The 20,727-nt window shown below is 39.9% G+C and carries 20 protein-coding genes and 3 tRNA genes; 2 read left to right on the top strand and 21 right to left on the bottom strand.

Features of this window, described 5'->3' with window-relative positions; genetic code table 11:
- Positions 1 to 10: 10 nt before the first annotated feature.
- From nuoG to D1092_RS03960, 8 genes are all read right to left on the bottom strand, one after another.
- Positions 11 to 2,080, bottom strand: a complete 2,070-nt coding sequence (gene nuoG / locus D1092_RS03995; RefSeq protein WP_120122284.1) for an NADH-quinone oxidoreductase subunit NuoG — start codon at positions 2,078 to 2,080, stop codon at positions 11 to 13.
- Between the two features lie 64 nt (positions 2,081 to 2,144).
- Complete coding sequence (gene nuoF / locus D1092_RS03990) at positions 2,145 to 3,452, bottom strand: NADH-quinone oxidoreductase subunit NuoF (RefSeq protein ID WP_120122283.1); 1,308 nt, start codon at positions 3,450 to 3,452, stop codon at positions 2,145 to 2,147.
- A gap of 144 nt (positions 3,453 to 3,596) precedes the next feature.
- Complete coding sequence (gene nuoE, locus D1092_RS03985) at positions 3,597 to 4,271, bottom strand: NADH-quinone oxidoreductase subunit NuoE (RefSeq protein WP_120122282.1); 675 nt, start codon at positions 4,269 to 4,271, stop codon at positions 3,597 to 3,599.
- A complete protein-coding gene (locus D1092_RS03980) occupies positions 4,271 to 5,461 on the bottom strand; it encodes an NADH-quinone oxidoreductase subunit D (RefSeq protein ID WP_120122281.1) in 1,191 nt (396 codons plus the stop codon). The genes nuoE and D1092_RS03980 overlap by 1 nt, the downstream gene beginning before the upstream one ends.
- A 118-nt stretch (positions 5,462 to 5,579) precedes the next feature.
- Positions 5,580 to 6,188 carry an NADH-quinone oxidoreductase subunit C gene (locus D1092_RS03975; protein ID WP_120122783.1) on the bottom strand — a complete coding sequence of 203 codons (609 nt, stop codon included), beginning with the start codon at positions 6,186 to 6,188 and terminating at the stop codon, positions 5,580 to 5,582.
- A 16-nt stretch (positions 6,189 to 6,204) separates the two neighbouring features.
- Positions 6,205 to 6,786 (bottom strand): NuoB/complex I 20 kDa subunit family protein, encoded by a 582-nt coding sequence (locus tag D1092_RS03970; protein ID WP_120122280.1) that lies wholly within the window; start codon positions 6,784 to 6,786, stop codon positions 6,205 to 6,207.
- Positions 6,777 to 7,142 carry an NADH-quinone oxidoreductase subunit A gene (locus D1092_RS03965; RefSeq protein ID WP_120122279.1) on the bottom strand — a complete coding sequence of 122 codons (366 nt, stop codon included), beginning with the start codon at positions 7,140 to 7,142 and terminating at the stop codon, positions 6,777 to 6,779. The genes D1092_RS03970 and D1092_RS03965 overlap by 10 nt, the downstream gene beginning before the upstream one ends.
- A gap of 297 nt (positions 7,143 to 7,439) precedes the next feature.
- A tRNA-Asp gene (locus tag D1092_RS03960) sits at positions 7,440 to 7,516 on the bottom strand.
- A 174-nt stretch (positions 7,517 to 7,690) separates the two neighbouring features.
- On the opposite strand from D1092_RS03960, the gene D1092_RS03955 reads away from it, so the two are divergent.
- Positions 7,691 to 7,766: transfer RNA gene (locus D1092_RS03955), tRNA-Val, on the top strand.
- 811 nt (positions 7,767 to 8,577) lie between these two features.
- Positions 8,578 to 8,667 (top strand) — tRNA-Ser (locus tag D1092_RS03950).
- Between the two features lie 101 nt (positions 8,668 to 8,768).
- Here D1092_RS03950 and D1092_RS03945 read toward each other — a convergent pair.
- The 13 genes from D1092_RS03945 to D1092_RS03880 all read right to left on the bottom strand — a co-directional run bounded on the left by D1092_RS03945 (position 8,769) and on the right by D1092_RS03880 (position 20,727).
- Entirely contained in the window at positions 8,769 to 9,137 is a 369-nt protein-coding gene (locus tag D1092_RS03945; protein ID WP_120122278.1) for a helix-turn-helix domain-containing protein, read from the bottom strand.
- Between the two features lie 65 nt (positions 9,138 to 9,202).
- The gene (locus D1092_RS03940) at positions 9,203 to 9,988 is read right to left on the bottom strand and encodes a DNA adenine methylase (protein WP_120122277.1); all 786 of its coding nucleotides are present in this window, start codon (positions 9,986 to 9,988) and stop codon (positions 9,203 to 9,205) included.
- A 16-nt stretch (positions 9,989 to 10,004) separates the two neighbouring features.
- Positions 10,005 to 10,427 carry a hypothetical protein gene (locus D1092_RS03935; RefSeq protein ID WP_120122276.1) on the bottom strand — a complete coding sequence of 141 codons (423 nt, stop codon included), beginning with the start codon at positions 10,425 to 10,427 and terminating at the stop codon, positions 10,005 to 10,007.
- Positions 10,428 to 10,436: 9 nt separating this feature from the next.
- On the bottom strand, positions 10,437 to 10,655 hold the full coding sequence (locus tag D1092_RS03930) for a hypothetical protein (RefSeq protein WP_174767358.1): 219 nt from the start codon (positions 10,653 to 10,655) through the stop codon (positions 10,437 to 10,439).
- 131 nt (positions 10,656 to 10,786) lie between these two features.
- Positions 10,787 to 11,014 carry a hypothetical protein gene (locus D1092_RS03920; protein WP_120122273.1) on the bottom strand — a complete coding sequence of 76 codons (228 nt, stop codon included), beginning with the start codon at positions 11,012 to 11,014 and terminating at the stop codon, positions 10,787 to 10,789.
- Positions 11,011 to 11,676: a lysozyme gene (locus D1092_RS03915; protein ID WP_120122272.1), complete on the bottom strand. Its 666-nt coding sequence runs from the start codon at positions 11,674 to 11,676 to the stop codon at positions 11,011 to 11,013. Before D1092_RS03915 ends, D1092_RS03920 begins: the two co-directional genes overlap by 4 nt.
- A 13-nt stretch (positions 11,677 to 11,689) precedes the next feature.
- Positions 11,690 to 13,294: a glycine-rich domain-containing protein gene (locus D1092_RS03910; protein WP_120122271.1), complete on the bottom strand. Its 1,605-nt coding sequence runs from the start codon at positions 13,292 to 13,294 to the stop codon at positions 11,690 to 11,692.
- A gap of 17 nt (positions 13,295 to 13,311) precedes the next feature.
- Positions 13,312 to 13,563, bottom strand: coding sequence for a hypothetical protein (locus D1092_RS03905; protein WP_120122270.1), 252 nt, complete (start codon positions 13,561 to 13,563; stop codon positions 13,312 to 13,314).
- A 9-nt stretch (positions 13,564 to 13,572) separates the two neighbouring features.
- Positions 13,573 to 14,550, bottom strand: a complete 978-nt coding sequence (locus D1092_RS03900; protein ID WP_120122269.1) for a tail fiber protein — start codon at positions 14,548 to 14,550, stop codon at positions 13,573 to 13,575.
- The gene (locus tag D1092_RS03895; RefSeq protein WP_120122268.1) at positions 14,543 to 15,466 is read right to left on the bottom strand and encodes a transglycosylase SLT domain-containing protein; all 924 of its coding nucleotides are present in this window, start codon (positions 15,464 to 15,466) and stop codon (positions 14,543 to 14,545) included. The genes D1092_RS03900 and D1092_RS03895 overlap by 8 nt, the downstream gene beginning before the upstream one ends.
- Complete coding sequence (locus D1092_RS03890) at positions 15,466 to 17,799, bottom strand: hypothetical protein (RefSeq protein WP_241440232.1); 2,334 nt, start codon at positions 17,797 to 17,799, stop codon at positions 15,466 to 15,468. The genes D1092_RS03895 and D1092_RS03890 overlap by 1 nt, the downstream gene beginning before the upstream one ends.
- On the bottom strand, positions 17,777 to 19,672 hold the full coding sequence (locus tag D1092_RS09800; RefSeq protein WP_241440072.1) for a hypothetical protein: 1,896 nt from the start codon (positions 19,670 to 19,672) through the stop codon (positions 17,777 to 17,779). The genes D1092_RS03890 and D1092_RS09800 overlap by 23 nt, the downstream gene beginning before the upstream one ends.
- Complete coding sequence (locus tag D1092_RS03880; protein ID WP_120122267.1) at positions 19,672 to 20,727, bottom strand: tail fiber domain-containing protein; 1,056 nt, start codon at positions 20,725 to 20,727, stop codon at positions 19,672 to 19,674. The genes D1092_RS09800 and D1092_RS03880 overlap by 1 nt, the downstream gene beginning before the upstream one ends.

Here is a 20,727-nt window from a genome sequence, read left to right as displayed (position 1 = left end):
TCCTTTGCCCTTACTCTACAGCTTGCATAGCACGGCTTTTTGCAAGAGATGAACATTCAGCCATAACGGCAGAAGCACGTGCTATCGGATTTGTCAAATAAAAGTCTTTAACCATAGAAGTAAATGCTTGACTTTGTAGGGAAACCATTTTTGAACCAAGTGCCTTAAGACCACTTATATCAGAAGGCATTATATCATCAATAGCACAAAGATGTGGGTAATCATTAAACAAGCATTGTCTTAATTGAGAAAGAGAATCAAAGGGGAGCCTTTGTCCTAAAATATCCGATAAGGCACGCAAAATAGCCCAATCTTCTTTTGCTTCACCTGGAGCAAAACCAGCCCGATTTGTCATTTGAACACGCCCTTCTGTATTCACATAAAGCCCTGATTTCTCAGTATAAGCTGATGCAGGTAAAATAACATCAGCAGCATGTGCACCATTATCACCATGGCTACCAATATAAATTTTAAACGCTTTTATATTGGTCAATTCCACTTCATCAGCACCAAGCAAAAATAAAACTTCACAAGTTTTTAAAATATTTGCAACCCCAAGCTGAGACGTAAAGCCTATATCTAATCCTCCAACGGTCGATGCTGCATTATGAAGAATCCCAAACCCATTCCATTCTTCACTAAGAGCACCAATATTATCCGCTAATTTAGCAAGGTTTTTTAAAACAGATAACCCTTCACTTCCGCAAATCGCCCCCTCTCCGATAAGAATAAGAGGCCTCTTTGCTTCTTTTAAAATATTTAAAAAAGCATCCTCTCCACCAATAAGTGTATTTAAAGCATCACCCCCAGATCCAAGATAAGAATAAGGATAACGTAAGTCGACTTCCTCTCCAATGAGCGCGATAGGAAAATTTCCCATCCGTTGGCGTTTTAAAATACGCGCATTTAAAACAGCAGCTTCATGGCGTGGATTAGAGCCCACAATGAGCAATGCGTCAGCTTGTTCAATTCCTGCAATTGTAGGATTAAAAATATAACTCGAACGTCCAAACTCTGGCGACAAAGCAACTCCTTTTTGACGACAATCAAAGAGCTTAGAACCCAACGAGATCAGTAATGCTTTAAGGGCATACATTTCTTCAACAGAAGCAAGATCCCCTGCAATTGCCCCTATTTTTTCCGGCAAGGTTTTAGAAACCACCATTTTAATCTTTTCAAAAGCCTCTGTCCAGCCTACAGGCTGCAGCCTTCCATCTTTGCGTACATATGGTCTATCAAGACGCTGAGTTCGTAACCCATCCCAAATAAAACGCGTCTTATCAGAGATCCATTCCTCATTCACATCTTCATTCGTACGCGGCATGATCCGCATGACTTCACGACCACGGCTATCAATACGGATTGCACTGCCAAGCGCATCCATAACATCAATCGACTCTGTTTTAATCAACTCCCAAGGACGTGCATGAAATGCATAAGGCTTTGAAGTTAAAGCGCCTACTGGACAAAGATCAATAACATTGCCCTGCAACTCAGATGTCATGGCTTTTTCAAGATATGTCGTAATTTCAGCATCTTCACCACGACCGATCAATCCAAGTTCAGAAATACCTGCTACTTCTGTTGTAAAACGGACACAACGTGTACAATGAATGCAGCGTGTCATAACCGTTTTGACAAGAGGGCCAATATATTTATCTTCTACAGCACGCTTATTTTCTGTATATCGAGAACAATCACGCCCATAGAGCATTGCTTGATCTTGAAGATCACACTCTCCGCCCTGATCACAAACAGGACAATCCAAAGGATGATTGATGAGAAGAAACTCCATCACTCCTTCACGTGCTTTTTTTACCATCTCTGTATTGGTAAAAATTTCTGGCGCCTCACCATTAGGCCCTGCTCGCAAATCGCGAACTCCCATAGCACAAGACGCTTGCGGTTTTGGAGGTCCTCCCTTCACCTCAACCAAGCACATACGACAATTGCCAGCAATTGATAAAGTTTCATGAAAACAAAAACGCGGCACTTCAGCACCTGCAGCTTCAGCAGCTTGAAGCAACGTGTAGTAATCAGGAACTTCAATCTCTTTACCATCAACTTTGATATTTATCATCACTCATCCAGCCTGCGGATAATCCACCTAAATTTGCATTTCATTGCTCTTAAAACAAAAAACTCTATCCAACCGCTTCCAAAGCAATATTTTTTCTTTGCACGACATTTCGCGTATAATCATCAATTCTACGCTCAATTTCTGGGCGAAAATTACGTATTAATCCCTGTATAGGCCATGCTGCTGCATCACCAAGGGCGCAAATAGTATGCCCTTCAACCTGTTTAGACACTTCAAACAAAAGATCAATTTCACGTTTTTGTGCTCTTCCTTCAACCATACGCCCTAAAAGACGCATCATCCAGCCAGTACCTTCACGACACGGCGTACACTGACCACAACTTTCATGTTTGAAAAAAGCCGCTATACGCCAAATTGCTTTAATAATATCGGTTGATTTATCCATAACAATGACACCGCCAGTGCCAAAAGAAGATCCGACATCACGCATCCCATCAAAATCCATGACCGCATCGAGCATATCCTCTCCACGAACAACTGGACAAGAAGCTCCACCTGGAATAACAGCCAAAAGATTATTCCATCCTCCACGAATACCACCGGTATGTTTTTCAATTAACTCACGAAAAGAAACACCAAGAGCTTCTTCAAATGTACAAGGTGCATTTACATGCCCAGAAACCATAAACAATTTCGTTCCAACATTATTTGCACGTCCAATTGATGAAAACCACGAGGCACCTCGACGTAAAATCGTTGGAACAACAGCAATAGATTCTACATTATTGACGGTTGTGGGACATCCATAAATTCCCATATTTGCAGGGAATGGTGGTTTAAGACGAGGTTGTCCCTTTTTTCCCTCAAGGCTCTCAAGAAGAGCAGTCTCTTCACCACAAATATAAGCGCCCGCACCATGGTGAATAATAATATCACATGCATGCCCATATTTCGTTTTTTTGCCAAGCAAACCTGCACTATAACATTCATCAACAGCAGCTTGAAGCGCTTCACGCTCGCGAATATATTCACCGCGAATATAAATAAAAGCAACATTTGCTCCCATGGCAAAAGTAGCAATTACACATCCTTCAATGAGAGTATGGGGGTCATGGCGCAAAATATCACGGTCTTTACATGTTCCAGGTTCTGATTCATCAGCGTTTACAACCAAATAATGAGGACGACCATCACTTTGTTTAGGCATAAATGACCATTTCATTCCAGTAGGAAAACCTGCACCACCACGCCCACGCAAACCCGATGCCTTCACTTCATCAATGATCCAATCGCGACCTTTTTCAATAATTGTCTTGGTACCATCCCAATGCCCACGCAACATCGCAGCCTTTAACGATTTGTCTTTCAAACCATAAATATTGGTGAAGATACGATCTTTATCAGCGAGCATACCCCACCTTTTTCTCTATTACCCGTAGCATTTTTAGCTTTTCCTCAAATGCAATTTTTAAAAAACTTTTTAAAACTTTCTACTTTCAATTAAACGCTATTATAATATGGATAAAATAATGAAATATCTTTTCAAAAAAATATCTCACTCAGACCCCATTCCCTTATGATCCTTTTTCTTTGAAGGTTTGAGAGATTTCTTTTTACCTTCATCCTCAAGAAGAGAGGTTAAACCACTAATCGGTTCCGATGATTGACGACTGTTTTGTGGGCCAACCGTTATTTCAGAACCTTTCCCTGCTCCAAATGCATCAATAATCTCTTCAAGACGTTCTGCTGTAAGATCTTCATAAGTATCTTTAAAAATCATGACCATAGGAGCATTAACACAAGCACCAAGACACTCCACCTCCTCCCATGATAATGTTCCATCCTGATTAGTCGTAAAAGGATCATGATGAATTTTTTTTTGACAAACTTTAATCAATTCATCAGAACCACGTAACATACAAGGAGTCGTACCGCACACTTGAATATGTGCTTTCGTCCCTACAGGCTTAAGCTGAAACTGAGTATAAAAAGTGGCAACCTCTAGGACTCGGATATACGCCATAGAAAGAATTTGAGCAATATGCTCAATTGCAGCACGTGTCACCCAACCATCTTGTTCTTGAGCACGCATTAATAACGGGATAACAGCCGATTGTTCACGCCCTACTGGGTATTTTTCTATGGTATTTTTCACCCATATCTGATTTTCCTTTGTAAAAGAAAACTCTGCAGGCTGGTAGATATCATCTGCAAGACGGCGTACGGACATTAGCGATCAACCTCCCCAAAAACAATATCAATTGAACCCAAAATAGCTGTAGCATCCGCCAACATATGGCCTCGGGTTAAAAAATCCATAGCTTGGAGATGAGCAAACCCAGGCGCACGCAACTTAACACGATAAGGCTTATTGCTTCCATCAGAAACAAGATAAACACCAAACTCACCCTTTGGAGCTTCCACAGCAACATATACCTCGCCAGGAGGTGTATGAAAGCCTTCCGTATAAAGTTTAAAATGATGAATAAGCGCTTCCATCGAACTTTTCATTTCGCTCCGCTTTGGAGGAACAATTTTGCGATCTAAACTCGAAACTGGTCCATTTTTTTCAGTACCAAGCAAACGATCCACACATTGGCGCATAATTTTGGCCGATTGACGCATCTCTTCCATACGAATCAAATAACGATCATAACAATCGCTATTCTTACCTATAGGAATGTCAAATTCCATTTCATCATAACACTCATAAGGTTGGCTCTTACGCAAATCCCACGCAACACCGGCTCCACGAATCATGACCCCAGAAAAACCACGCGCCCAAGCTTCATCAATACTCACCACACCAATATCTACATTACGCTGTTTGAAAATCCGATTTGGTGTTATAAGTGCATCCAGTTTACTCAGAGCAACAAGAAACGGATCAATAAAATTACCAATATCCTCAATTAAAGATTCTGGTAAGTCTTGATGCACACCACCGGGGCGAAAATAATTGGCATGAAGACGTGCTCCACACGCACGTTCATAAAAAATCATCAATCTTTCACGTTGCTCAAATCCCCAAAGTGGTGGAGTCAAAGCACCAACATCCATCGCCTGTGTCGTTACATTAAGCAAATGATTAAGAATACGTCCAATTTCAGAAAACAAAACACGTATTAATTGCCCCCGCTTTGGAACTTCAACCCCTAATAATTTCTCAATAGCAAGTACAAAAGCATGCTCTTGATTCATAGGAGCAACATAATCTAAACGATCCAGATAAGGACCAGCTTGAAGATACGTCTTTGTTTCCATTAACTTTTCAGTGCCACGATGCAATAATCCAATATGTGGATCTACACGCTCAACAACTTCACCGTCCAATTCCAAAACCATGCGCAAAACACCATGCGCTGCAGGATGCTGCGGACCAAAATTGATATTAAAGTTTCGAACATTGACCTCAGCCACAATCAACCCCTTGCTTTAAAAAAAACTTCATATCAAACGTTAACAAAAACTCTCACTATACCCAAAACTGGTATTTTAAAGATCTACACTCTAACCTAAAAACTTATCAGCTCCCATATCATTTCTTGACATCTCCTTTTTCATCACATGGTAAAACATATTGTGCTCCTTCCCAAGGAGAAAGAAAGTCGAAACTGCGCATCTCTTGTCGTAAAACAACTGGCTCATAAATCACTCTCTTTGCTTCATTATCATAACGACATTCAACAAACCCAGTTACGGGAAAATCTTTACGTAAGGGATGCCCTTCAAACCCATAATCAGTTAAAATCCGCCTTAAATCTGGATGCCCCGAAAATAAAATCCCGTACATATCGTACGTCTCACGCTCATACCACTCTGCCCCAGGATAAATAGAACACGCAGAAGCAACAGGAGTATTTTCATCTGTACGAACCTTAACACGTAAACGCAAATTCTCACGAGGAGACAATAATTGATAAGAGACATCAAAACGCTTATCACGAGAGGGATAATCAACCCCACTAATATCTGTAATATTAATAAACTGGCAGCGAGAATCATCACGAACAAACATTAACACATCCGTAATTGCATCAAGACGCGATATAATCGTTAATTCACCAAACGAAAGAATGGTTTCTTCAAGCTTATCGCCTAATTTGTCTTTCAAATAGGTAGAAAGTTCAACCAATGTTTCATTCATCATAATAATGAAACCCCTATCGCTCTATGGAACCCGTACGACGGATTTTTTTCTGCAGCAATAATATACCATACAGTAATGCTTCCGCTGTGGGAGGACACCCTGGAACATAAATATCTACAGGCACAATACGATCACACCCACGTACAACTGAATAAGAATAATGGTAATATCCACCACCGTTTGCACACGATCCCATAGAGATCACATAACGCGGCTCCGGCATTTGATCGTAGACTTTTCTTAAAGCCGGTGCCATCTTATTTGTTAGAGTGCCTGCAACTACCATCACATCCGATTGGCGGGGTGAAGCGCGTGGCGCATATCCAAAACGCTCATTATCATAGTGAGGCATGGAACACTGCATCATTTCAACAGCACAACAAGCTAAACCAAAACTCATCCACATGAGAGAACCAGTGCGCGCCCAAGTAATCAAAGCATCTGTTGAGGTAACTAAAAAACCCTTATCTGATAATTCCGCATTAATATCACGAAAAAACTTATCATCTGATCCTATCAGTTCACCCGTATTGGGATTAATGATTCCTTTAGGTTTTGGAGCTGTAATCGTTGAATTATTAGACTTTAATTCCATTCAAGAGCTCCTTTTTTCCATTCATATATAAATCCAATAGTCAAAATCGCTAAAAACACAATCATAGACCAAAAGCCAAATATACCTATCGATTTAAATGAAACAGCCCAAGGAAAAAGAAAAGCAACCTCAAGATCAAAAATAATAAACAGAATTGAAACCAAATAGAAACGAATATCAAACTTCATACGTGCATCACTAAATGAATTAAACCCACATTCATAAGCTGATAACTTTTCAGGATCGGGAGAACGGTATGCTACAATGTAAGGTGTAATCAATAAAACCCCGGCAATAACAGCTGAGACAATAATAAAAATCAAGACTGGCAAATAAGAGCTCAATAAATAAGCCATAACCCTCTTCCATCGTAACAAAATGCCTGAGCTTAACACAATGACTTGATATTGCGAGATCAACCAGACAAATTCAAATAATCGCTCTATCCATCTATTCATAATGCTTAAAAGGTATACAGAGCGATACTTTTCTTATCGGCATAGGTAACGCAGAGCAACGAAAGACGCAAGCCCTATTCTTATAAACTATGTAAAAAGGAAGAAAAAATATATCCCCCCCCAAAGAAGACACTTCATTATCCAATTCAAAGCACATGAATATCTTAAAAAGAAATACTATAAGGAAATAAGAAATGGCGCGAGTGACGGGGCTCGAACCCGCGACCTCCGGCGTGACAGGCCAGCACTCTAACCAACTGAGCTACACCCGCGCATTTTTTTTGCACCAATTTATTCTTGGTACAAGCGGTCGTGTAAGGGGTTCACACGTTTATGTCAAGAAGGATTATGCATTTTTTAAAAAAATTATCAAATACCATCTTTATTCTTGCGTTTAGAAAAATTTTTCCTTAAAGAGAACCCATTCAGTTGCTGATCATTACATTGGGCGATTAGCTCAGCTGGTAGAGCGCCTCGTTTACACCGAGGATGTCGGGAGTTCGAGTCTCTCATCGCCCACCATTTTGTTTTATAAAAATAACTTATCGCTTTTACACATGTTTTTTGTGAAGAATGCCTGAATAAAAGCAAGGGTGCGGGCTTTGAAGATTTGTATGTTAAGATTTATGCTTTTTGCCTATTTTAATTAACATTTTTAAGTTCTATTCTCGAAAGACTAGGCAACTTAACAAACATTCTAGCATTTTTAAGATCGCTTTTCACCTCTTTTATCTCTATATATCATTCAAAGAATTTAAAATATTATTGTAGAATCTTCGATTCTTTCATACAAAAATTTTTCCTTATTGATTCAGGTATATCTCTCAATAAGCTTTTTTTCTATTCAAATTACCGTATTACTAATTTTACAGAAAAAGTGTTATAAATGTATCTAATTTTTAGTCATACTTGGAAGAAATTTTGCATAAAATCTTATTCAATTAGTGTAAAAATGAAAAAAATACTATGATTCTTGTTTAAATTTTTTAGTTTTTCTCTATGAAAGTAAATCAGCTATTTTCTTAAAGTTAATCTTTAACTGTATTAGATATCTACATATTTTTATTAAAAAATAAAATAATTCAAAAATATGAGTCCGAAAATAATTTAACATAATTTATAAATATCTCCAACTGAACATATCTTATCATTATAAAAATGATTGTTAGAGATTTTAAAAATATTGCTTTATGATTAAGGTAACCCACTCAAAGAATTGACTTATGAGAAGTTATTTTGCTTGAAACTTAAATAATTTTACAAAAACGCTTTAAAATGCGTATTAAAATGATTGACCTTTTGCAAGAACTTTGTAAAAAGACATTCTTAGTTTGGAGGGGTGGCCGAGCGGTTTAAGGCACCGGTCTTGAAAACCGGCGTGCAGGAGACTGTACCGTGGGTTCGAATCCCACCCCCTCCGCCACAGCACTTTTATCGTGCTATAACTTGTTGATTTTATAGCTGTTTTTTTAAGGTGCGGGGTAAATAAATAAAGGTTCGGGAATAGGGTTTTCAAAACTATGCCTAAAAAGCACTTTCTTTTTTACCGACTCTTTCCAACAATTTTTTCAATTTTGCTAAGTCCTGTTGTGAAAAATTCTCTAAGTTTCTAACAAGCATGCCGATAATTTCACGGCTAAATGAATCCGAAGGCTTTATTGTGAATCTCTTACGGCAAGAATCAGCCTCTTTTCTTAAAATAGATGCTGTTTCTTGATCTAAGGCGTAAAGCTTTATGATCTTGTCTTCCATACCAACCGGTACAGATTTCTTGCCAATTTCGACTGAAGATAAAAATGCTACAGATATATCTAATTTTTCAGCCATATCTAAAAGCCGTTCTGAGTGATCAATACGAAGTTTACGTAAAGTTTTACCAAAAGATGTAACCATCTAAAAAGCCCTGTTAGAATGAAGTAATATCCTTCTGATTCTAACAAATATTTTCAAAATTTTCTTCAATTATTGCGAATCAGCACTTCTTTTCGAGGTGTTTTTTTTGCCATACCTGCTGTCCAAAGGGTCTCTAATTCTAAAAAGTCAAAATCTTTAAAGATCTCTCTAACAGCATCACAATCATTCAGACTCAAGACAAACTTGCCTTGAATGCCTTTGAGAACTTTTGCCATATTAACAAAATCATCTTCAACAAAATTACCTGAACTATAGCATTTCTTCTTTATAAAATAAGGCGGGTCTAGATAAAATAAACTGTCGGGCGCATCAAAAAGTTCAACAACCCGCTCCCACGATAAGTTTAAGATCGTCGTATCAAGAAGCTTCTGTCTAACACGTTTCATTCTTGCTAAAAGTTTGTCCGGATTAAAGCTTACCGTTTTTTTTCCTACAAAGCTAAAAGAGTAGTAATCTTCTTTCCCATACATCACACAACGTTGAAGAAACAAAAAGCGTGCTGCTCTTTCAATTTTCGATAAGCTCTCTGGTTCAATAGCAGCAAGTTCAAAAAACAACTGTCTTGAACAAACAAACCACTCTAATCTTTTGGCTAAATCATCAAAGTCATTTTGAACACATTGAAACAGATTCGTGATCTCTCCATTCAAATCATTAATGACGGAATATTTCGCTGGTCGTTTGTTTAGAAAAATAACCCCTGAACCTAAAAACGGTTCAATATAGGTTTCATGATCAATACTATTTAAAATCGGTATAATTTTCTTACGTAGATAATGTTTTCCACCCATCCACGCAAACAGTGTCTGTGTAAATTCTTGTTTTGTCATATTTTTAAGGAGAAGTTTAGATAATTTTAGAATAAAAAATCTTACGGTATTTCTTGTTTCCTAAATGAAGTGGAAAACTAAAACCGTTTACTTTTGCCACGAAATAAAAATCGTCAAAATTATCGGAACTATAGCATTTTGTAATATAGCAATGATCAAAATCTTCCTTGAAGAAGTAATCAGACAAATAATAATTAATCAACGCAATACGCTGTGCTACTGCATCATTATCTGAAAAATCAATCACATCCTTCTGAAAACTAATATCTGGATTCTTTACTTTATTTTTTTTACGATAATGATAACTGCTTAGAAGAAAATCATTTAAAATTTTTTGCCAACGAAGATTCGTTTCTGATGTTAAGAGGCAATCTTGTTTTAAGCTTGCATCTCCATTATAAGTTTTTAAAAATCTAATTCTATGCGGTATATCAAACATAGGTTTTCTCTAACTTTTGCTGAACCACTGTTTTAAATGTGCAATGACATTATCTATCGCATCCATAAGACGGGCAAAATCAAGGATAAGCAAAAATAGAAAAAATGCTATCCACTTCATGAGACGCGACATCACTTTCACACTTTGGTAGGTAATGATCATTTCTTGAAGCATTTCTTTTTCCGCTTCTGTAAGCTCTGTGTGTTTTTCACCCTTTTTTCTTACCATGTTCCCATCCACACAAGCGTTCACCCTGCTTATTATGCTTTAAAATCTCTTTTGCTAAGTTTAAACTGATGACGTCAACATCTCTCTTATCTAAATAAATAGGTAACCAACCAACACAAAAAGAAACATATTTATGGGTCACGCAACCAGTCAGAGAGAGCAGCACGCACATCAGCATCAGTTTTTTTGTTAACTTCATTTTCCACCTCAAGCCGTGTTGTTGCTGCCTTTAAAGTTTTTTCTATCTGCTTTTGCTGTTCACTCTTTTTGCCAAGAGTGAAAGCTTTGGCTAAAGCCATAAAAAAAGCGGCTAGTGCCGCACCTGTGAGCATGAGATTTTTTTTCATCCAGAACATCATAAACTCTGCTCCTGAAAGCGTTTAGAAACAAAGAAAATACCAGCTGCTGCTGCTAAAACCATAATAGCGGCTAATGCCCATTGGATAGGACCATTGCCCGCTAAAAAACCACCAAGACCTGAGAAAGACCCAATAATGGGTGCGAGCGCTTCTGCTTTGAAAAGACCTGTTGAATCCTTTTTTTCTACCGTTTGATAGTTTGAGGAAACATAAGCGCCTTTTGCCCACAACCCTGCTTCTGCCGCACGCCGGTGGACAAGACCTTGCAAGCGTTTACCACCTGCTTTGGTCCATTTTTGTAATTCGGCAGGTATCGTTTCATAATCGCCTTTGTTTAGTTTTTTCAGTAACGTAGAATTTTGGAAAGCTGGAATGCCTACATTATAACAAAAGGAAACAAGAGCACCAAACTGCTCGTCACTTAAATTCACACAAACCGCTTTTTCTACCGCTTGTTCATATTGACGCAAATCTGCGAGAAGCATGGTTTCAGCTTTTTTTTCTGTAATCACCATACCCTCAACAACTGTTGGTTTGCCTGCCTTCCCTGTATGTCCATAGCCAATCGTCCAAACACCAGAGACATCTTGATAAGCCTGCAAGCGCAAGCCTTCCCACTTTTTTAAACAGTATAAACAGTCTTTACTTATTTTCCGTGCCATTGTTCAATTCACCTTATAAATATACCTTTATGAGTACTGCGCCATCGCCACCATCGCCGCCAATTTTGTCATCACCTGGCTTTCCATCGAAATATCCACCGCCACCGCCACCACATTCTTTACCACCTCTTCCCCCGTTACCGCCTTTATAACTTTCACCACCTTGTCCCATGATAGACCCCTTGCATTGACCACCACCACCTCCGCCGCCGCCAAGAAATGAACTGCCACCGCTACCAGCTCTCTTATTGTCAATTCCACCACCACCACCGTTTCCACCAGAAAAAATAAAGCTCTCACCGCTGATGCCTTCTCTCCCTCCCCCTCCATCACCGCCTTTTCCTCCAAGATTAACAAGCGTCATAGAGACGGAATATCCTCCTTCCGCTGTAAGAATTCCCTCAATAATAGTCCTACCACCATTGCATAAAATGTTACTGTTGTTGCCTTTACCACCACGACCAATGTAAGCTGTTTTTAATTTACCTAAATCAGATCCTTTCATGTTAACATGCACGCATTGACCACCGCCACCGCCACCACCTTTAACGCCTCCACCGCCGCCACCCCAAGCCCATACTTCGATATCGGTCTCATCAGTAATACCATCAGGCAATGGAATATCTCCACTTTCCGTCATGAGAATTTCAACAGGTTTGCTCCCCCCACCACCATTGTTGCCGCTGCCACCGCTGCTGCTATTACTACTATTTGCTTTGATTGAAGCCATCAGTTTGGCTGGTGAGATAAGGGCGTCCCTTGTTTTTGTGCCATCAATCCAATCTTGTTGTGCAAGAGGTTGAATGAGATCAACTTTTTTCTGTACACTGCGTGCTGTATCTTGCGCTGTATTGGCTGCTGTTTGTGCAGAGGTCGCAATCGTTTTTGCTTCACTTGCAACATGAAGCCCTTGTTGTGCAGCGTTTTCAACTTTATCAATTTTTGCAATCTGTGTACGTTCTTGAGGCGTTAAGATAAGATGCTTTTTCCCCTCTTTCATATTATCCATATCAAAGGCATCTTTTTCTATTGTATCTGGATCATAAATTGATTTTGACATACCAAAAGACTTTGATGCTACGAAATAGCTAATGGTATTTTTGAGATCTGCCGGAGATATGGGATAATAAACGCCTTCAATTCCCTTATGCCACTTTTCTATTGTGGGTTGGCTAGGACTTAACCATCGTAGCTTTGATCTTTCCTCTGTTGTCAAAATCTTTTTGGTAGGACCCTCACACATATTTTCCATAGAAAATGCATTTTTCCCCACATTGTCGGGGTCATATGTCGCAACCTTCATATCGCCAATCCCTAAAGTCGATATTTTTACCCAGCCAGCGCCTGATAAAATCGCATTCTCATGCGCTTCACCACTTGCTTCAATATCGTGGATTGTGACCTTATCTTTGTAAGCAAGAGCTCCAATATCTCTCTTTGCAACAGCATCATCAGCCTTTTTCCCTTGAGCAGCAGTTGCAAAATATTCTACCTCATAAGCCGCAGCACTACCCACTGAAACGGGGGCAAGAGCCTTACTATCTAAAACACCTTCTTTAACTTCTTCTTTTGTTGCTGGTTCAAGCTTAAATATATGTGTGTGATAGGGTAATGGCATCGCGTTTCATTCCTTAATCAGTTCGTTATCTTGTTGTGAGAGAGAGAGGACTGCAATTCATCAATAAGTTTTTGCATGGTCTCTATGCGTTTATCTGTCGCTTCTTTATATTCTGCCAAAGCGCTTAAAAGATCATGCTGTATGTCGCTTTTGACAAGATCAAGCACCTTATTTAAGGGTGCATGGACCATTCGATTGCTTGCATAAAAAAGGACGCGGACTTGCTCCGCATCCGCAATATCATCAATAGCAGACGGATTATTGATCATCTAAAAAACTCACGATTTTATGGCATAAACAACCGGTACATTAACAGGGCGTGTTTCTGCCTCGCCCGTTGAAGAAATCATTACCCTATGCGTATGCATTCCAGCAGGTTGTGTATCTTTTGTATAATATGAATTACCAAAAGCAGGGTTTCTGCCACCTATTTGACCAACTCTTGTAATTATAGAATAATCATACTTATGCGTATGTTGACCTGCCTCTTCAATGGTACAAGCATGTGTATGAGATTTAATACTATCTTTTTGCACCTCTGCGAAGTTTCTATTTTGATCTAAACCACGCCCATCATCAAAGCCCCGTAAAAACATTCCTCTAAAGTCTGGAACTTTAAAGGTTGTATCGCTATCTTTTCCCCATTTATCCCCTATTGCCTTGAATAATTGCGGATAATCTTTTCGTTTATAGCTTGCACCATCACACAAGAGCCAACCATTTGGTACTTCTTGCATAGCAAAGGTTGCAATAAATCCGCAAGGAAAGGTTTCGACCTTTGGTGGTGGAATGGGGGTAGGATTTAAAAGATACCAACCATCAAGATCTTTTGTTGATATGCCATCATTATAGACTATTTCATAAATACCCCCCGTTTGTAACTCACCGCCTATCAAAGGCACTATCCCCGTATTGGTTGCTTTATAGAGTGGCTTTGCTCCTATATTATTCACATTTATTGTTGTAGGTCCCACATTTATACCACGAGCTTTAAAGCGTAGAATGATATCATTTTTATATTTTTCTAGAGGTGAAACCGTTGTCAACGTTATGGATGTTGTTTTATCTTTCCCATTCAGCATAAATTTTGTATCAAGAGAACCACCATTATCGGCAAGATATTCACGTATACGCTGCATCATGACCCGTGCACTATCATTGACAGAACTAGGTGACTGTCCCTCTGCCCAATTAATCATGTTATCTGAATGCGCATTTTTATCAGCTGTTAACGACCAATCATAAATATCAGACATTATAAGCCCCCGTTCTTCTTAATAATTCTTCCCGTAATTGTTGCTCTTTTTGCTGCCCATATGAGCGAACAGGATTTCTCCTTGAGAGATCAATCAGAGGTGTTAAATCTATCGGGTGAGCATTTGATTGTGAAAACCCCGTCATTATTGGTTGTTGCATCATTTGTTGATGTGCCATCTCTATTTGTTGATTTTGCGCATCTTTATTCCGTCTCATCAAATCAACCAGATTCATCACCCCCTTTTTAAGCGCCCCAGCATCAATCCCTTGCGCTTGCAATGATGTATTTTTTTGCAATGGCATATCATATGCTATCAACGGTTCTCTTGCTTGATCACCTTGAATCGCCTTTTGAAATCTCTCAACGCCGCGCAAAGGAACCACTTCGTTTTGTGCATTTAGCCAATTGCCTTGGGGGGATTGTGTCATACCCTTCGAAGCATCTCCCGTTTTATTGTAAAGCCCATAAATATGATTCATAAAATCCCCTGCGGTTGCCTCCGCATTTCCTCCGTTAAGGACAACTGCTTGACGCCCTAAAAGCTGGCTTGCTGTCACATTGGGATTTTTGATAATTTTTACAGCCCCTGCTGGTCCTTGTTGGTGTGCCAGATAGAGTTCTGCTTGTGAAGGCTCTCTGCCTAATGCTGTGGCTAAATAACGCATGTTGTTCTTCGTTAATCGTGCCATAGCATCAGTTGCTTGAAAGGGATCAAACTTATTATTCAGTTGATACTGTTTTGCTGTTGAATCGAGAAATTGATACAGCCCTCCTGCACTACTTTTGCTATTTCTTGCATTTGGATTACCCTTACTTTCTATCATAGCAACCCGTTCAAGAAAGCTTTCTGGCAAACCGTATTTTTGTGCTGCCTGTGAGATAGCACGCTTCACATTGGGATGAAAATTGATCATTAATTTATAACCGTTCTATCAATAGCGCCATTCAAAAGAATGCCAAGAAAATTGATAAATTTGGTGTGATCTTCTTTGGTGATTAAGCGTTTCTTTTCTGCTTCGTGAAACGCCTTAATTAATTCAACGGCTTTTTCTCTTGCCAACCCAAAATCTCCTTTTTCTCGTGCTGTTATGAGAGCCGCAATATCCCTTTCAGTACCTCTATGAACGCCTAAGAGCTTGCGCCCCAATTCTCTTGCGAAAGTTGTTATGGTTGCCTTGATGAGACCTATCTTTCCTACACTCACAGCTTGTTCTGCTGCCTTTTCTTCTACTTCACCCATATGGTTTGGCAATCGTGCAAAAAGCTTTGTTCTGTCCACTTCTGGTCGCAACACTTTCATAAGCTGTTTTGCTTTATCCGCACCAAAAATCTGCTGTAATTTTTCTTGACCATTTTTTGTGTCAAACAAACTCAAAAGACTGTGGTCAAAATTCTGTGCATTACCTGCTGCATGTTCTACTTGTGATCGCACACCCTTTTGAAAAGCCTCTTTTTCCATTAACCCCAAATCTGAAAGTTGGCTGTTGATTGTATCAAGATTAACGCTCTTCTTCAGTGCTTTCTCTCCTTGCTCTAAGGCATCACCGATAGTACGCTCGTCATAATAAATTTTTCGTGCCTTCGCATAATCTGGAGATGACGTATCCAAAATGTCCAGAATGCGTTGTTTAAAATCAGTCAAATCTCGAGCATACCCTCGTTTTCCTTTGATGCGAGCAGCGTTAATTTGATCATCCAAAACCTCTTTCATTTTATGTAAAATCCGCATATTCAGCTTTGGATATCCGTTGCTTCCTATAACGGTTGCATCCACTTCATTGGGCATTTGTGCAATTGCTTTTTTGTATGCTTTTTGGAATGCGGGGGTTTCTTGCAAGCGCGATAAATCTTCACGATCAGCATTGGAAATGGGTGAAGCTTTTGCCCTCTCATAAAATGGTTCAGCCTTTTTCTGTGCTTGCTTAATAATTTCTTCTTTTAAATTGAGCGTATCGACCTTTGGACCCAACACCTCTGTCAAGGCATCACTTACTCGCTTATCACTGGCATATTGTCTTTCATTCAAACGATTACTTATGAGTGAATAGGTATCGTGATCTTTTTTTGCCGCCCTAAAAGCTCTTGCAGCAAGCCCTTCATGAAGATCAATAATCATTGAATCAGGACCACGTTGTCTTAATGCCCTCTCAAGCTTATTAACACCTTCATCCCCCAAAGCACGGCTTACATCTCTAAGCGCTCTATTGCTTATTTGAAATGCCTCTTTTTTTGGTATTTGCGCTGCTTTTGCCGCCATTTCAGCTGGACTTATAGGTCCTCTCAATGCTGCTTTAAGTGATCTTGTCATAAAAGGTGTTACTTTGGATAAACCACTGGCAACAAATGGCGTTGCAACACCTAACCCTGCACCAAATCCAGCAGACACTAAAGTATCTCCAAGCCCCTCACCCTCACCACTGCCTGCTATCCCTCCATAAGTAGCTCCAGTTTTTACCGCACGCCCCAAGCTAAATTTTGCCGCCTCTTTACTTGCAGCGGCTTTCATCGCCGCTTCACCTGCCGCCCTTGCCGCTGTTCGTTCTGCTCCCCCTGCTAGAGCAGATTGCACCGCTCTTTCTCCTGCTGCTAAAGCTTTACTGGTTATTTGTGCTCCTGCAACACCCGCTCTTCCTCCTAGCACAACATCAGCCCCAATTGCCGCACGAGCAGCCGCCGCCGCAGCAGCCCCTCCCGCAGGAGGAAAGAGCGCAGAAACAACTACGGGTGCCGCAGCACCCGCTAAATTCCCCGCAATAGATGCATAAAAATGATCTCGGTTTGCCGCTCTTTGATAATCCCGCCATCGCTTTGTCACTTCATTATACTTTTTGACCGCATCTTTATCTCCCATCCAATAATCAATAGGTCCCGCCGCTAATATTCCCGCTAGTTCATCATCATACCCCATGGTTAACCCATGAAGTGCTCCCCAGCCAAAAGCACCCGCAGCGCTTGGATGTGGACCATCTTCTTCTGTCATCGTTTTATTAGGTAAAACACTTTGATGCTGTTTTAATGTATCATTCTTTTGAGCTGCCTCAATTTTTTCCCATATATCTTTATCGGTAATATGACCAATAATAGGAGAGTTGTAATAATTTGTATCAATTAACTCCTTATCAACAGAGTTAATAAGGGGATTCTTACCATTTTTGAAATCTGAAATATGTCCAATAATTTCACCATTTTTATCAGGAATGGGGCGCCTCAATTCAGCCATTTGTTCATTTCCTTCTAATGTAGCCATTATGATCAATAAAAATTTGACCTTCTTTCATCGCTTTTACTTGCGCTGCTCGTGTGGCGAATTCTGGCATATTTTGCTCTTGCTGTGCGTTATTGTTCTTATAAGCATCTTCCCCATAAGCAGCGCGAACAAGTTCGTTTGTTGCCTCTGCTCCACCAAAAAGAATTGCCCGCGTTGCCGCATTGGATTTATTGAAGGTATCAATAACGGTTTTTAAAGATTTCTCCATCTGTTCTGCAGTAAGGTCTTGATAGAGTGCCGCTACAGAGTTTTGTAATGCTTCTAATTCCATATTAGACAAATTCCCAAAACCAGAGGCGCCATTTGGTGAAAATGCTTTTGCTTTTCTCAAAGCATCAAGCCCAATACTTGCCTTTAATGAATCAAGCATATGACCAAAATCTTTTGCCTTAGAATTAGGAATGTATGACCCTACAGAACCAGTAAAACCAACGACATGCGGATGCTCTTTAACAATCCCTAGCAATTCTTTAGCTGCTGAGAGTATACGATTGGACCTCTCTCCTGTTTCCAGAATTTGCATTTGTGTTTTTCGGTTTTTTATTTCCTCATTCTGCTGTTCTTGGATTAATTTATGTTCTGCAGCACTGCCTGCAATTGGCATCGCACGTATACCACCATGAACATTTTTATCCTTAACATACATATAACCTGCTTCAGGTTTTGACACTGTGCTGCCAGAATCAACTCCTAATCCAGAAGCAGTGGAACGCTGTCCCCCTTGTACTGGTATAATTTTTCCTGTACGTGTCGAAACTTGAAAAGCCATATCCTCTGGCAATCCCTGTTCTGCTTTTTCTTCTGCTGTGAGCGTTCTATAACCTTCTTGAGGACTTAAAGTGCTGCCTATGACTTTCTGAGCAAGATCAGGATACTGTGCAACGGCTTGTGCATCTTCATCGCTATATCCTTTTGAACGCAAAAACTCTAAAGTTTTCTGATTATCGTTTGTCTGAGGAGTTAACGTACTGCCAATCATTTTCATGGCAAGATCTGGATATTGCATGATAGCTTGCGCATCTTCATCACTATATCCTTTAGACTGTAAAAATTGCAAAGTTTGTTTATGTTGTGCTCGTTCTTTGTTGCCCTGCCGCATAAGGATAGATGCATTTGAAAAACTTTCTTGTGGTGTCTTTCCTAACGCAAGACCCGCAAAAAAATCCATTAAGTGCTCGGAAAATTCTGAATGTCTAAAACGATCCCATAAGCTCTTTGGATTTGTACCGGTCTGCACAAACTTATCAAGTGACTTTACATAATCTGTTTTCTGTTCAAGATTATCCCTTGCATTTAAATGTTCCTCTTCTGGCAAGTGTGCATTCAAATGTTTTTCTTCTCGTATCGGTGTCTTAAAAAACCTTTCTTCATCATTTTCTGAATCGTTTTTTAAAGGTTTTTCTGCCATAGACTTCTCATTAAATTGAGCAATATAATCCATCGCCTCTTTTTGCTGTCGCCCTGCTTCATCTTCATTCGGTTTATCAGTATTTGCAACAAGTGGAGATTGCGGAATCATTGAGGCAATACCTCTCTGTTCTGAGAGGTCATATTTTCCCTGCTCTGGTGCCTCTTGTATTTTAACAGTATCCTTTGAAACATCCGGCATAGGGGGTATTTGGCGTTTTAAATCATCCATAGACATAATTAATTCTGCTGGCGTTTTTTCCCCAGCTTCTCCTATTCCCCCATAAGAGCCGCGAATAAGCTCTGTAAGATTCAGTTTTTGTGGATTATTTCCCCCTTCAACTCCCACAAAAGGATTTGTACTAAAAGCAGCACGTTCCAATGCTTTGCGTTTTCTATAAGCTTCTTCACGCTCTAGTGCATTTAATTCTTCTTGCCCAAACATCACTGCACCCTTTCCATTTCAAATCCAAGCTTGCCATAATCCACATGCAAAAAGCCTGTGGTATTATGTAAAAAAACGGCTTCGGGCTTTAACTTCAAAACATCTTGTGCCATCACCCCGCGATAGCGCTCTGGATAACCCTTGTAGTTGTATTCATAGAGTGTATAGCCATTTCTTTGCCCAACTTCTCTGATGTTTTCTTTTGCTCTGATATCGCTAAGCCCAGCAAACGTACCAAGTATAGTTCCAACATTCCCAACAATTTCCCATGGATTTGGTTTTGCTCGCGGTGTAAACTGTGTCCCTTGTCCCGTTTGCATGCCGTAATTTCCAGCAGAAGCCGTACCAGCTGCAAGCAACTTACTTAACTGCTCCCAATCAAGATTATTCTGCTGTTCCCATTTTTGCCGTTCTGCATCTAATTGTTGTTGATGATTGGCATCAAGCAAACCACCTCCCGCTAATGCGTTGATATTAGCCTGACTTTTACCTTGAAAAAAGTTATTAGCGCCCGCCAACTGATTTTGATTGGCTTGATCAATCATTCCATTGGCTTGCATCATATTGTTGACGTCTTGGTTATATTGCTGTGAGAGAGCTTGGGTTGCTATACCGCCCAACTCATCTGCTAAAACACCCGTATGTGCACCAGAACCATAACGCCCCGCGCCTGCCAATGAACTGTTAATTGTGTCTGAAGCTTTATTTAACGTGTTTTGAAGTGCTTCATCAAAGTAAGGGTTGTTGCCTATTTGCTGCCCTGAAGCCATGTTTTTTAAATTTTGGCTGGTTGAATTTTGCCCTGTGGCTAATCCATTTAAGTAATTGTTATCATAGTTATGCGTATTATTGCTAAGCCCATTAATCGCATTCTTTGTTTGATCACTTAAAGCTGCTACACGCTGCCCTTCATAAACGGCTTTTCCGCTGCCTTGATTATAAAAACTCATGGCATCTTTAGCAGCACGTTCAAAGATGCCTTTTGCCCATTCAGGTGGTGCATTTGTTTGCGTAGTATTTTGCGTCGTCTGAATTGGTTTTGAACTTTTTCCCAT

Origin of the sequence: Bartonella krasnovii (assembly GCF_003606345.3) — a bacterium.
Lineage (GTDB): Bacteria > Pseudomonadota > Alphaproteobacteria > Rhizobiales > Rhizobiaceae > Bartonella > Bartonella krasnovii.
Note: the sequence above shows the minus strand (reverse complement) of the source record. Positions and strands in the feature narration are given on the sequence as shown.